This is a genomic window from Modicisalibacter sp., assembly GCF_055145905.1.
On the sequence record NZ_JBSREH010000039.1, the window covers coordinates 33547 to 47004 of the forward strand.

At 64.7% G+C, this 13458-nt stretch carries 10 protein-coding genes; 6 read left to right on the top strand and 4 right to left on the bottom strand.

All coding sequences use genetic code 11. The features are described from left to right. Positions 1 to 53: 53 nt before the first annotated feature. From ACTCB7_RS11840 to ACTCB7_RS11860, 5 genes are all read left to right on the top strand, one after another. Positions 54 to 1223, top strand: a complete 1170-nt coding sequence (locus ACTCB7_RS11840) for an isovaleryl-CoA dehydrogenase (RefSeq protein ID WP_463006825.1) — start codon at positions 54 to 56, stop codon at positions 1221 to 1223. A gap of 141 nt (positions 1224 to 1364) precedes the next feature. Next, positions 1365 to 2972: a carboxyl transferase domain-containing protein gene (locus tag ACTCB7_RS11845; protein ID WP_463006826.1), complete on the top strand. Its 1608-nt coding sequence runs from the start codon at positions 1365 to 1367 to the stop codon at positions 2970 to 2972. Positions 2973 to 3139: 167 nt separating this feature from the next. Beyond that, on the top strand, positions 3140 to 3973 hold the full coding sequence (locus ACTCB7_RS11850; RefSeq protein WP_463006827.1) for an enoyl-CoA hydratase-related protein: 834 nt from the start codon (positions 3140 to 3142) through the stop codon (positions 3971 to 3973). After that, the gene (locus ACTCB7_RS11855; RefSeq protein WP_463006828.1) at positions 3970 to 6027 is read left to right on the top strand and encodes an acetyl/propionyl/methylcrotonyl-CoA carboxylase subunit alpha; all 2058 of its coding nucleotides are present in this window, start codon (positions 3970 to 3972) and stop codon (positions 6025 to 6027) included. The genes ACTCB7_RS11850 and ACTCB7_RS11855 overlap by 4 nt, the downstream gene beginning before the upstream one ends. Beyond that, on the top strand, positions 6027 to 6929 hold the full coding sequence (locus ACTCB7_RS11860; protein ID WP_463006829.1) for a hydroxymethylglutaryl-CoA lyase: 903 nt from the start codon (positions 6027 to 6029) through the stop codon (positions 6927 to 6929). Before ACTCB7_RS11855 ends, ACTCB7_RS11860 begins: the two co-directional genes overlap by 1 nt. A gap of 115 nt (positions 6930 to 7044) precedes the next feature. Here the strand turns inward: ACTCB7_RS11860 and ACTCB7_RS11865 are convergent, their stop codons facing one another. From ACTCB7_RS11865 to ACTCB7_RS11880, 4 genes are all read right to left on the bottom strand, one after another. Continuing rightward, positions 7045 to 7992 (bottom strand): LysR family transcriptional regulator, encoded by a 948-nt coding sequence (locus ACTCB7_RS11865; RefSeq protein ID WP_463006830.1) that lies wholly within the window; start codon positions 7990 to 7992, stop codon positions 7045 to 7047. Between the two features lie 128 nt (positions 7993 to 8120). Then, positions 8121 to 9761, bottom strand: a complete 1641-nt coding sequence (locus ACTCB7_RS11870) for an acyl-CoA synthetase (protein WP_463006831.1) — start codon at positions 9759 to 9761, stop codon at positions 8121 to 8123. A 109-nt stretch (positions 9762 to 9870) separates the two neighbouring features. Next, the gene (locus ACTCB7_RS11875; RefSeq protein WP_463006832.1) at positions 9871 to 10671 is read right to left on the bottom strand and encodes an enoyl-CoA hydratase; all 801 of its coding nucleotides are present in this window, start codon (positions 10669 to 10671) and stop codon (positions 9871 to 9873) included. 26 nt (positions 10672 to 10697) lie between these two features. After that, complete coding sequence (locus tag ACTCB7_RS11880) at positions 10698 to 11147, bottom strand: OsmC family protein (RefSeq protein WP_463006833.1); 450 nt, start codon at positions 11145 to 11147, stop codon at positions 10698 to 10700. Positions 11148 to 11436: 289 nt separating this feature from the next. On the opposite strand from ACTCB7_RS11880, the gene ACTCB7_RS11885 reads away from it, so the two are divergent. After that, a complete protein-coding gene (locus ACTCB7_RS11885) occupies positions 11437 to 12858 on the top strand; it encodes a dihydrolipoyl dehydrogenase (protein WP_463006834.1) in 1422 nt (473 codons plus the stop codon). Positions 12859 to 13458: the final 600 nt, after the last annotated feature.

The following is a 13458-nucleotide window of genomic DNA, read 5'->3' on the forward strand; positions in this document are numbered from 1 at the left end:
CCAACCCGCGCCACACCGACCCGCGAAGCCACCCGGTTCAGGAGACACACGCCATGCACGCCCCCTACACCCCACTCGATTTCGGCCTCCCCGATGAACTGAACATGCTGCGCGATCATGTCAACGCCTTCGCCCGTGACGAGATCGCCCCGCGGGCCGCGCAGATCGACCACGACAACGTCTTCCCCAACGATCTGTGGCAGAAATTCGGCGACATGGGCCTGCTCGGCATCACCGTGCCGGAAGAGGACGGCGGCAGCGGCATGGGCTATCTCGCCCACTGCATCGCCATGGAAGAGATCTCGCGGGCCAGCGCCTCGGTGGGCCTGTCCTATGGCGCGCACTCCAACCTGTGCGTCAACCAGATCAAGCTCAACGGCAATGCCGACCAGAAAGCCAAGTATCTGCCCAGGCTGATCAGCGGCGAGCACGTCGGCGCGCTGGCGATGTCCGAGCCCGGCGCCGGCTCCGACGTGGTGTCGATGAAGCTGCGCGCCGAGAAGCGCGGCGACACCTACGTGCTCAACGGCAACAAGATGTGGATCACCAACGGCCCCGACGCCGACGTGCTGGTGGTCTATGCCAAGACCGACCCCGAGGCCGGCTCCAAAGGCATCACGGCGTTCATCATCGAGAAGGAGTTTGCCGGTTTCTCCACGGCCCAGAAGCTCGACAAGCTAGGCATGCGCGGCTCCAACACCTGCGAGCTGGTGTTCGAGGACTGCGAGGTCCCGGCGGAGAACGTGCTCGGCGAGGAAAACCGCGGCGCCAGGGTGCTGATGAGCGGCCTGGATTTTGAACGCACCGTGCTCGCCGCCGGCCCCATCGGCATCATGCAGGCGGCCATGGACGTGGTAGTGCCCTACCTTCACGAACGCAAGCAGTTCGGCCAGTCGATCGGCGAGTTCCAGCTGGTCCAGGGCAAGGTCGCCGACATGCTCACTACCCTGAATGCCTGCCGCGCCTACATCTACGCCGTGGCCGGCGCCTGCGACCGCGGCCGCAGCTCGCGCAAGGACGCCGCCGGGGTGATCCTCTACTGCGCCGAGAAGGCCACCCAGGTCGCGCTTGACGCCATCCAGCTGCTCGGCGGCAACGGCTATATCAACGAATACCCCACCGGGCGCCTGCTGCGTGACGCCAAGCTCTACGAAATCGGCGCCGGCACCAGCGAGATTCGGCGGATGCTGATCGGTCGCGAGCTCTTCAACGAATCGGCTTAAAAATGGCTGCGCTCGCTCATACGGCGTTAAAAATTGACTCAAGGTACTCATTTACAGCAGTAAACTCCGCCCTTTCGTCAATTTTTGCCTTGTCTGAGCTTCGCTCGCACATTTTAACTTCAGAGCTAAGGAAGCCGACAAATGGCTATTCTTCAGACCCAAATTAATCCGCGCACCGAGGCCTTCCAGGCCAACGACGCGGCGATGCGCGCCGAGGTCGGCAAGCTGCACGAGCTGACCGCGTCGATCGCCCGGGGCGGCGGCGACAAGGCCCGCGAACGTCATGAGTCGCGCGGCAAGCTGTTCGTGCGCGATCGCATCGACCACCTGCTCGACGAAGGCGCGCCGTTTCTCGAGATCGGCGCCCTGGCCGCCCACGAGGTCTACGGCACCGAGGTGCCGGCGGCGGGGGTCGTCGCCGGCATCGGTCGCGTAAGCGGCGTCGAGTGCGTGATCGTCGCCAACGATGCCACGGTCAAGGGCGGCACCTATTTCCCGCTGACCGTGAAGAAGCACCTGCGCGCCCAGGAGATCGCCCGCAAGCACCGCCTGCCGTGCATCTACCTGGTCGATTCCGGCGGCGCCCACCTGCCCCACCAGGACGAGGTGTTCCCCGACCGCGATCACTTCGGGCGCATCTTCTACAACCAGGCCACGCTCTCCGCCGAGGGCATCCCGCAGATCGCCGTGGTGATGGGTTCGTGCACCGCCGGCGGCGCCTACGTGCCGGCGATGGCCGACGAATCGATCATCGTGCGCAACCAGGGGACGATCTTCCTCGGCGGCCCGCCGCTGGTGAAGGCCGCCACCGGCGAGACGATCAGCGCCGAGGACCTGGGTGGCGCCGATGTCCACGCCAGGGTCAGCGGCGTGGCCGACCACTATGCCGACAATGACGCCCACGCCCTGCAGCTTGCCCGCCGTGCCGTGTCGCGGCTGAACTGGCAGAAGCGCGGCGAACTGGCGATGCGCGAATCGCGCCCGCCGCGGCTCGACCCCGACGAGCTCTACGGCATCGTCGGCACCGACCTCAAGAAACCCTACGACGTGCGCGAAGTGATCGCGCGGCTGGTCGACGACTCCGACTTCGACGAGTTCAAGCGCTACTACGGCGACACCCTGGTCACCGGCTTCGCCCACTGGTGCGGCCACCCGGTGGGCATCGTCGCCAACAACGGCGTGCTGTTCTCGGAGTCCGCCGTGAAGGGCGCGCACTTCATCGAGCTCTGCGCCCAGCGCGGCATTCCGCTGATCTTCCTGCAGAACATCACCGGCTTCATGGTCGGCTCCAAGTACGAGCAGGAAGGCATCGCCAAGCACGGCGCCAAGCTGGTCACCGCGGTGGCCTGCGCGAAAGTCCCCAAGTTCACGGTGCTGATCGGCGGCAGCTTCGGCGCCGGCAACTACGGCATGTGCGGGCGCGCCTACGACCCCAACCTGCTGTTCATGTGGCCCAATGCGCGCATCTCGGTGATGGGCGGCGAACAGGCCGCCAACGTGCTGGCCCAGGTCAAGCGCGACCAGTTCGAACGCAGCGGCGAAACCTGGAGCGAGGACGACGAGAGCGCCTTCAAGACGCCGATCCGCGACCAGTACGAGCGCCAGGGGCACCCGTTTTATGCCAGCGCGCGGCTGTGGGACGACGGCGTGATCGACCCGCTGCAGACCCGCGACGTGATCGGGCTGGCGCTGGCCGCGGCGATGAATGCCGAGGTAGAGGACACGACGTTCGGCGTGTTCCGAATGTGATGAACCCACCGCCAGGCGGTCCGAGGCCAGGGGACAGGGCAAAGCAAGGGTCATTTGCCATGGATGGCAAATGTAGCGCCCAGGGAGGGGTTCACAGCGCCCTTGCGACGCCCTGCCCCCGGCCGGGCAAGGCGGCAGTGAAACGCTGACAGGGAATGGACGACAATATGACCCAAGAGACGCAATATTCCCGGCTGAACATCGACGAACGCGGCGTCGCCCGGCTGACGCTCGCCAAGCCCGACGTCCACAACGCCTTCGACGATGCGCTGATCGGCGAACTCAACCGTCATCTCGACCGCCTGCACGACTCGGCCGAGCGCGGCGAGGTACGCGTGGTGGTGCTCGGTTCCGAGGGCAAGCACTTCTCCGCCGGCGCCGATCTCAACTGGATGAAGCGCATGGTCGACTACAGCGTCGACGACAATCTGGCCGACTCCCGCGAGCTGGCGCGCCTGATGCAACGCATCGACAGCCTGCCCTGCCCCACGCTGTGCGGCATTCAGGGCGCGGCCTACGGCGGCGCGGTGGGGCTCGCGGCTTGCTGCGATCTCGTCGTCGCCTCCGAGGCGGCACGCTTCTGTCTTTCCGAGGTCAGGATCGGCCTCTCGCCGGCGGTGATCAGCCCCTACGTGCAACGCGCCATCGGCAGCCGCCAGATGCGCCGCTTCGCGCTGACCGCCGAGGTCATGGACGTCACCACCGCACAGACGCTGGGCCTGGTCCACGAGGTCGCCGGCAGCCACGAACTCGACGCGCGCGTCGAGCACTACGTCGCCCGGCTCCTCGAGGCCTCGCCCCGGGCGCAACGCGTCACCAAGGCCTTGCTCGCCGACGTGGCCCACGAATCCGACCGCGACGTCATCCGCGAGACCACCTGCCGGGTGATCAGCGAGCTGCGCGTCAGCGACGAAGGGCAGGAAGGCCTGGCCGCCTTCTTCGACAAACGCACTCCCGCCTGGCAACCGGCCGGCGACGACGACAAGGAATCCCGCTCATGAGTCTCGCCAATGCGCCCCGCCCGCTGGGCTCGGTATTGATCGCCAACCGCGGGGAGATCGCCTGCCGGGTGATCCGCACCGCCCGTCGCCTGGGGCTGAGAAGCATCGCCGTCTATTCCGATGCCGACGCCAGCGCCCGTCACGTCCGCGAGGCCGACGAGGCCGTGCGGCTGGGCCCCGCCCCGGCCCGCGAGAGCTATCTCGACATCGACGCCGTGATCGACGCCGCCCGGCGCACCGGCGCCGACGCCATCCACCCGGGCTATGGCTTTCTCTCCGAGAACGCCGAATTCGTCGCCGCCTGCGAGCGCGCCGACATCGCCTTCGTCGGCCCGCCGGCCTCGGCGATCGCCGCCATGGGCGACAAGTCCGCCGCCAAGGCGCGCATGGAGACCGCCGGCGTACCGCTGGTCCCCGGCTACCACGGCGACGACCAGCACGACGATCACCTCAAGGCCGAGGCCGAGCGCATCGGCTACCCGGTGCTGCTCAAGGCCAGTGCCGGCGGCGGCGGCAAGGGCATGCGCGTGGTCGAGTCAGGCGAGGCCTTCCAGTCCGCGCTCGATGGCTGCCGCCGCGAGTCTCGCGCCGCCTTTGGCGACGACCGCATGCTGATCGAGAAGTACCTGACCCAGCCGCGCCACGTCGAGGTCCAGGTGTTCTGCGACAGCCAGGGCGACGGCGTCTACCTGTTCGAGCGTGACTGCTCCGTGCAGCGCCGCCACCAGAAGGTGCTGGAAGAAGCCCCCGCCCCGGGCATGACCGAGGCGCTGCGCCGCGAGATGGGCGAGGCCGCCGTGCGCGCCGCCCGCGAGATCGGCTATGTCGGCGCCGGCACCGTCGAGTTCCTGCTGGATGCGGACGGACGTTTCTACTTCATGGAGATGAACACCCGCCTGCAGGTCGAGCACCCGGTCACCGAGATGATCACCGGCGAGGACCTGGTCGAATGGCAGCTCGCCGTGGCCGCCGGCCTGCCGCTGCCCAGGGCCCAGAATGAACTGGCCATCACCGGTCATGCCTTCGAGGCGCGTCTCTACGCCGAGGACCCGGCGCAGGATTTCCTGCCGGCGACGGGCACCCTCGAGCGTTTCGGCCTGGACCTGACCGGCGCCGCGCTGGATGCCGAGCGGGTACGGCTCGACAGCGGCGTCGCAACCGGCGACGCGGTCTCGATGCACTACGACCCGATGCTCGCCAAGCTGATCGTCCACGGCGACGACCGCGACCAGGCGCTGGCTACCCTCAACCGCGCCCTGGCCGCGCTCGACGTGGTCGGCGTGACCACCAACCGCGCCTTCCTCCAGCGCCTGGCCGGCCACCCCGCCTTCCTTCGTGCCGAGCTCGACACCCGCTTCATCGAGCATCACCACGACGAGCTCTTCGCGGATCGCGCGCCCGATGCCGCCACCTACGCGCAGGTCGCGTTGCAGGCGCTCGATCACCTGCAGGGCGAGGCCAACGACACCCCCTGGGCGCGTCGCGACGGCTGGCGGCTCAACGCCCCCCGGCAGGTGCGCATCGCCCTGACCGACCCGGCCCACGCCGCGGATGCCAGCGACAGCGACGCCGTCGTCACCGTGCGCGCCGAGCGGCCGAGCGCCAACGGCGACTGGCACTTGAGCGTCAACGGCGAGACTTTCCAAGGCAACCTGAAGCGACTCGACGGCGACGCCGTGGCGATCACCCTCGACGGCCACCGCCGCCGCTACCTGGCGCGTCACGAACGCGCCACCGACGGCGACCGGCTGATCCTCGGCGATGCCCACGGCGAAGTGCGCCTCGCCTGGCGGCGCCTCGACGCCGTCGACCACGGCCACCACGAGGTGGATGCCACCCTCACCGCGCCCATGCACGGCACCGTGGTGGCGCTGCTCGTCGAGCCGGGCCAGCGCGTCGAAAAGGGCACGCCGCTGATGGTGATGGAAGCGATGAAGATGGAGCACACCCTGAGCGCCCCCGCCGATGGCCACGTGGAAAGCTTTCACTTCCAGGGCGGCGATACCGTCGGCCAGGGCGATGTGCTGCTGGAATTTCAGTCAGGAGACAGCTGATGGCACTTCCCACCCAGGTTCGCATCGTCGAGGTCGGCCCCCGCGACGGTCTGCAGAACGAGCCCGACGCGATCAGCACCGCCACCAAGCTGGAACTGATCGACCGCCTGGGCGCGGCGGGCCTGCGTCACATCGAGGCGGCGAGCTTCGTCTCGCCCAAGTGGGTACCGCAGATGGCGGATCACCGCGAAGTGATGACCGGCCTCAGCCGTCGGCCGGGAGTGACCTACTCCGCCCTCACCCCCAACCTCAAGGGACTGGAAGCCGCACTGGAATGCGGCGTCGAGGAAGTCGCGGTGTTCGGCGCCACCAGCGAGAGCTTTTCGCAGAAGAACATCAATTGCTCGATTGCCGAGTCTCTGGCGCGTTTCGAGCCGGTGCTGGAACGCGCCAAGGCCGCCAACGTGCGCGTGCGCGGCTATGTCTCCTGCGTGCTCGGCTGCCCCTACGAAGGTGACATCACTCCGGCCAAGGTCGCCGAGGTTTCGAAGGCGCTCTATGACATGGGGTGCTATGAAGTCTCGCTCGGCGACACCATCGGCACCGGCACCCCGCTCAAGGCCAAGCGCATGATCGAAGCCGTGAGCCGCGACATCCCCATGGCCAAGCTCGCCGCCCACTTCCACGACACCTACGGCCAGGCACTCGCCAATCTCTACGCCGTGCTGGAAGAAGGCATAGCCGTGATTGACAGCTCGGTCGCCGGCCTCGGCGGCTGCCCCTACGCCCAGGGTGCCTCCGGTAACGTGGCGAGTGAAGACGTGGTGTATCTGCTGGATGGGCTGGGTATCGAGACAGGGATCGACCTGAAAAAGCTGGCGGGAACCGGCACCTGGATCACCCAAGCGATTGGGCGACCCAACCGGTCGAAGGTGGGTGTGGCCCTCGCCACCAGGGGATGACCCCTTGTTACGGCTGCCGTCCCCGGCTCAGCCAGCGGACGGCGTCGGTGGGAGCTTGCCAGCGGACGGCGTCGGTGGGAGCTTGCCAGCGGAAGGCAGGCTCAAAGGCTGCGGGTCAGCGGCTCTCTTCGGCGTCGGCCTGTGTGCCGGCCTCTTCCAGCAACCAGTCACGGAACTGCCGAGCGATGGGTCGCTCCAGACTCTCGCCCGCGCTCACCACATAGTAGGCCTGGTCGGTGTTCAGCGGACGATCGGCCAGCACGACCAGCTTTCCGGCGGACAGCTCCGCCTGATGGAGCTCCCGGCTGCCGAGCAGAGCGCCCTGGCCGGCGATGGCTGCCTCCAGCGCCAGCAGGCCGTTGCCGAATCGCAGTTCGCGTAGCGCGCCCGTGTCGAGTCCCTGCTGCAGGAACCACTCCTTCCAGCCATAGGGCTCCTTCAAGCGGCTCAGGGTGCTATCACACAATAACGGCATCCCCTTCAATGTTTCGATGCCCGCTCTGGAGGAAGCCAGTTCCGGCGCGCAGATGGGCACCAGGTCCAGGCTCAACAACCGCCGAGGCGCCAGATCGGGATAATTGCCATAGCCAAGACGCACGGAGACATCGATGCCGGCGCGCTTGAGATCGGCTACACCCAAAACGCTCTCCCGATCGCGGTCCACCGTATGCAGGCTCGCCTGCAACCTCACTTCGGCGTCGGGGCAACGGGCATAGAATCGGTGCAGACGCGGCACAATCCACTTGGTGGCGAACAGCGGTTCGGCGCAAACGGTGACAATCAGACGCTCCTCGCCGTAGGAGCGGATCTTCTCGACCGCACGTCCCAGGGTCTGGAACCCTTCATGCAACTCCGGCAAGGCGCCACGCGCGGCCGGCGTCAGGCTGACCCGCCGATGGTGGCGAACAAAGAGATCAACACCGAGATACTCCTCGAGCGCCTTGATCTGATGGCTGATCGCCGCCGGCGTGACATTGAGCTCCTTGGCCGCCGCGGCGAAGCTCCTGGTTCGCGCGGCGACCTCGAAGTAGGAGAGCGCAATCAGGGGAGGAAGTCGTGACATGACCAGTGCTCGCTTGAGTGACGGTGGCCACCGGCCCGATCGAGCGACCCGATGAAAGGCCACTATAGACGTTGCCGGCTACACACCATACCGTCCACTGCAAGGCATTCACCTCCTGCCCCGGCTTTTCAGGCTGACAGGCTGGTCTCGAGTTGCCGACGCAACTGAAACTTCTGGATCTTCCCGGTCGAGGTGGTCGGGAGCCGGGTGAATATCACCTTCTTGGGAACCTTGAAACGGCTGATGTTCTCCCTGCAGAAGTGGATCAATGCCGCCTCGTTCAACTCGCTTCCGGGGCGCAGCTGGACGAAGGCCACCGGCACTTCCCCCCATTTGTCGTCCGTCATCGCCACCACGGCTGCCTGCTCGACATCATCATGCCGCTGGATGACCTCCTCGACCTCCAGGGAAGAGATATTCTCCCCGCCCGAGATGATCACATCCTTGAGGCGGTCGCGGATCTTGACGTAACCATCCGATTCCACCACGGCGAGGTCACCGGAGTGAAACCAGCCGCCGGCAAAGGCTTCCCGGGTCGCGGCCTCGTTGCGCAGGTACCCCTTCATGACGATGTTGCCACGGAACATGATCTCGCCCACCGTCTCGCCATCGGCGGGGACAGGTTCCAGCGTGACAGGGTCCAGCACCGCCATGCCTTCCTGCAGGGGGTAGGCCACTCCCTGACGTCCATTGAGCCGGACCCGCTCCTCCAGGGGGCGTCGGTCCCAGCCCTCCTGCTTGACACACACCGACGCCGGGCCGTAGGTCTCGGTCAATCCATAGACATGGGTGAGCTCGATGCCGAGGGTCTCCATCCGCTCCAGCACCGACGCCGGGGGCGCCGCTCCGGCAATCAGGCCGGACACGGGGTGATCGATCGGCTGCTGCGCCGCCACGGCGGCATCGGCGATCATCGAGTGGACGACGGGCGCACCACAGTAGTGAGTGACCCCATGCCGCCGGATCAGGTCCAGGATCACCTCCGGGTCGACTCGGCGCAGGCAGACGCTGGTCCCGCCGAGTGCCGCCAGGGTCCACGGGAAACACCAGCCGTTACAGTGAAACATCGGCAGCGTCCAGAGATAGACCACGTCGGCGGGCATCGACCAGGACAGCACATTGCTGATCGCATTCAGGTAGGCGCCACGATGGTGGGTGACGACCCCTTTCGGATTGCCGGTGGTGCCGGAGGTGTACCCCAGCGCAATCGCATCCCACTCGTCGACCGGCAGCTGCCAGTCTTCCCGTTCCGGCTGCTCGGCCAGCAGCGCCTCGTACTCCAGGTCGCCGAGGAAACGCTCCGTGCCCTGGCTCGGGTCGGAGACGTTGATCACCCGGGGCGCCGGTCCTGTCAGCCGGGCCAGGGCCTTGTCGACCACATCCGAGTACTCGGGATCGACCAGCAACAGTCGTGAGCGGCTGTGATCGAGGATGAAGGCCACTGCGTCCGCATCCAGGCGGATGTTGATGGCGTTCAACACCGCCCCCGCCATCGGCACCCCGAAGTGTGCCTCGTACATGGCCGGGACATTCGGCAGCATGGCCGCGACCGTATCGCCTCGGCCAATGCCGACGTGTTTCAACAGGGAGGCCAGTCGGCAGCAGCGGCCATAAGTCTGCCGCCAGGTGTACCGCGTCTCGTTGTAGATCAGCGCCGTCCTGTCAGGGTAAACGGCGGCAGCCCGCTTGATGAAGCTCAAGGGAGACAGCGCCACATGATTCGCCGCCGTTTTGTCGAGAGCCTCATTGAAGTGGCAAATATCGTTCATGGATCGACCCCTGTTATTCTAGGGAAGGGTTCATAATTCGGGCTTTTAACCGCTATAACGAGTCGACGAGCGCAGACAGTGTTCCGACATTGCCTGAATCAGCGCTTCCCTAGCTGCCTGGCTGTTCCCAGACGGGCTTGCGCTTGCCGAGGAAGGCATCGATCCCCTCGCCTGCGTCGGGGCTCATCATGTTTTCCGCCATCACATTGCCGGCGTAATCGTAGGCATCAGCCAGTGCCATCTGACGCTGGGAATGGAACATGGACTTACCGAAGCGAACCGCGGCCGGACTCTTGCCGAGAATCTGCTCCACCTTGTCAGCCACGGCGGCGTCCAGGTTGTCATCATCGGTCACCGCACTTAGCAGCCCCCACTCAAAGGCCGTGTCCGCATCGATGAAATCGCCCGACACCAGCATGTCGAACGTCCGCTTGGGAGAGATGCTGCGTGACAGCGCGACGGCCGGAGTCGAGCAGAATAGCCCGACATTGATGCCCGACACCGCGAAGCTGGCCGACCGGCCGGCGATGGCCAGGTCACAGCTGGCCACCAGCTGGCACCCCGCCGCCGTGGCCATGCCCTGGACCCTGGCGATGACCGGGACCGGCAGGGCCACGATACTCTGCATCACCCGGCTACAGCTGCGAAACAATTCCTGATAGTAGGCCTTGTCAGGATTGGCACGCATTTCGCGCAGGTCGTGTCCGGCACAAAAGCCACGACCATTGCCGCCGATGACCACGCAGCGGACGGCAGGATCATCAGCGATCGTATCCAGTTCCCGCTGCAATGCGGTCAGCATCGCCTGGGAAAGAGTATTGAACTTGTCCGGGCGGTTCAGCGTGAGATAGACGGCCCCGTCGTTATCTTCCCTGAGAAGGATATCGTCCCTAGTGTGACTGAGAGTCATACATGCCTCGCGACAAAAGTCGAGTATTAAAGGTGATTGATCGTCACTTCGGCAGTGATCGAATTGCGAATGAAACAGTTTCGGTGGGCTCCGGCATGCATCCGGGATATTGCCTTCTGGTCCGGCATGGCATCACCACTAAAAGTGATGCGCGGCGACAGCTCGATACGCGTCACCTCCCGCCCCTTTTTATCGTTGCTCTCCAGATAGCCGACCGGATCGTCCTCATAGGCTTCGACCTGATACCCCTGAAACTCGGCGATCGCCAGAAAGAACAGCATATGACAGCTGGACACCGCGCTGATCAGCATTTGTTCCGGGTCGGCACAGTCTGGATCACCCTTGAATTCGGTCGATGCAGAAACATCGACCTGCTGACCACCGTTCAACGTAATTCGGTGGTTACGCGAATAGGTGCTTGCATCGCTTTCGTGCGGGGCACGCTGCCAACGGATGACGGACTGATGGACTGACATAGAAACACCTCCTGAGCATGCCCGCAGGCTATGCCCTCCGAAGGATAGCCGTAAAACGACGATTGCTAACCACTAGGGTTAGCCCACCTAACGCAAAACTTATCGAACAGTCCGCGGCCGGCCAATCGGCGGCGTCATGGCAGTAGAGAGCGGGAGACCAGTGACTATAGCGAACATGGATGAATGACAAAAAGTAAGCCAAACCCTTAGAAAGGGTCACTTTACCCCCATGAATGGCCGCGGCTAGCCTGCATGCGTCATGAGATCACGCGGGACAGGGCGATTGAGCATGAAGACCATGGATGTTGAATACGCGATCATCGGTGCCGGCACCGGCGGCCTGGGTGCCTATTCACGGATCAGCCGCCGGACCGACAGCCTGGTGATGATCCAGGACGGCCCCTACGGCACCACCTGTGCGCGGGTCGGCTGCATGCCCAGCAAACTGTTGATCACCGCCGCCGACCACGCCCATCACCTGCACACCAGCGAGTTCTTCGGGGTCCCAACCTCGGGCCGCGTGGAAGGACGCAAGGTACTGGAGCGGATGCGCCGAGAGCGAGACCACCGGTTCGTCGCCCGCAACCTCCGCTACATCGACAGGATTCCGGACCATCACAAGCTCGAGGGGCGCGCCCGGTTTATCGGGCCGGGGCGCCTGATGGTGGGCGAATCGGTCGAGGTCAGGGCGAAGAAGGTCATCCTCGCCTGCGGCTCACGCCCCGCGATCGGTGAGGTATTCAACCCGGTGATGTCCCGCGTTCTCACCAGCGACACGATATTCGAGCTGGAAGACCTTCCCCGTTCGATTGCCGTGATCGGCATGGGCGTCATCGCGCTGGAACTGGGTCAGGCCCTCCATCGGCTGGGTGTCGAAACGACCTTCTACGGCCGCTCCGGCAGGATCAACGCCCTCACCCATCCGACCATGCAGCGCGAGGCGCTCGATGTGCTCTCCGCCGAACTGGACATCCACCCATGTGGCCAGGTGCTGAGCACCCGGGAAGACGCGGACGGGGCCTGGATCGAGTACGAGCAGTCGAATGGCCAGCGGATCACCGGAGTCTTCGACAGGATCCTGGTCGCCACGGGACGGGTGTCCAACCTGGACCGGCTGGGGCTGGAGCATGCAGGCGTGGAGGTCACCGATCGTGGCGAGGTGAATTTCGATCCGCACACGATGCGCTGCGGCAACCTGCCCCTCTTCATTGCCGGCGATGCCACCGATCACCTGCCGGTATGGCACGAAGCCTACGACGAGGGGCGAATCGCAGCCGACAATGCGCTGAACTACCCGTCCCCCACCCCTGCAGAACGTCGACCGCCGTTGATGGTCTTCTTCACCGACCCCCAGATCGCCGTCATCGGCCAGAGCTACCAGCAGCTTCAGGACCGGGAGATCGTCATCGGTGAGCTGCCGTTCACCAGCGCCCGCCATGTGGTCTGGAACAAGGTGCACGGGCGCATGCAGGTCTACCTAGACGCACGAACCGACGTCATCCTGGGCGCCGAGCTGCTGGGATACCAGGCCGAGCACCTGGCACACCTGCTCGCCCTGGCCATCACGCACGGCATGACGGCGGAACAGGTACTGGCGATGCCCATCTATCACCCCAGTGCCGAAGAGTTGCTGCGAGATGTATTGATCGATGCCCGGAAAAAGCACAGGCGGCACGAAGCAGAGACAATGCGCCTGACTACACCGACGTAGCATGTCAGGCCCTCAGAAAAGTCACTCTGCGATCGCATACCCGCTCAATTCAGACAAAACCAGAACCCCGGGTTATGGGTACACGCTGTACGGAAAGCCCGTGAGCATCCAAGAGAGCTTCGGAATCCCATTGGGTCACCATAATGAGGCATTCGGGTTTATTTGACAGTGACTCTTAAAATCGCACTCACTGTTTATGAGGTATGAATTGGACAGCATGAATGGTGGAACCGAGGATCCTGACTTCATCCTTCAACTTAGGGAATATGCATCTCGAGTTCGTCGTGACCGACGCCTCCAAGGCAGCAATGTTCGCACGATCACTCTTACAAGCCAGTCAGAAAGCAAGGATAGCGTCACCATTGATGCAGTGATCGAAAATGGCGTGATCCAAGAGGTCGGGTATCGGGTTCGTGCCTGTTCACTGGCACAAGCGACAACGGCACTTGTTGCTGAGCGGGCCACCGGTTTAAACATGAAGACACTGTCAGTCATCAAGCATGAAGTGGACCCCGAAATTCGGACCAGGCGCTAAGCTCTGATCATTCCGACAGGAGAACCTGATCATGAGCAGGAAACGCAGGCAATACAGCGCCGACT

Coding starts and splice junctions, on each gene's coding strand:
- ACTCB7_RS11885 (WP_463006834.1), top strand. CDS start 11,437: ATGAAGACCATGGATGTTGAATACGCGATCATCGGTGCCGGCACCGGC.
- ACTCB7_RS11840 (WP_463006825.1), top strand. CDS start 54: ATGCACGCCCCCTACACCCCACTCGATTTCGGCCTCCCCGATGAACTG.
- ACTCB7_RS11865 (WP_463006830.1), bottom strand. CDS start 7,992: ATGTCACGACTTCCTCCCCTGATTGCGCTCTCCTACTTCGAGGTCGCC.
- ACTCB7_RS11850 (WP_463006827.1), top strand. CDS start 3,140: ATGACCCAAGAGACGCAATATTCCCGGCTGAACATCGACGAACGCGGC.
- ACTCB7_RS11855 (WP_463006828.1), top strand. CDS start 3,970: ATGAGTCTCGCCAATGCGCCCCGCCCGCTGGGCTCGGTATTGATCGCC.
- ACTCB7_RS11845 (WP_463006826.1), top strand. CDS start 1,365: ATGGCTATTCTTCAGACCCAAATTAATCCGCGCACCGAGGCCTTCCAG.
- ACTCB7_RS11870 (WP_463006831.1), bottom strand. CDS start 9,761: ATGAACGATATTTGCCACTTCAATGAGGCTCTCGACAAAACGGCGGCG.
- ACTCB7_RS11860 (WP_463006829.1), top strand. CDS start 6,027: ATGGCACTTCCCACCCAGGTTCGCATCGTCGAGGTCGGCCCCCGCGAC.
- ACTCB7_RS11880 (WP_463006833.1), bottom strand. CDS start 11,147: ATGTCAGTCCATCAGTCCGTCATCCGTTGGCAGCGTGCCCCGCACGAA.
- ACTCB7_RS11875 (WP_463006832.1), bottom strand. CDS start 10,671: ATGACTCTCAGTCACACTAGGGACGATATCCTTCTCAGGGAAGATAAC.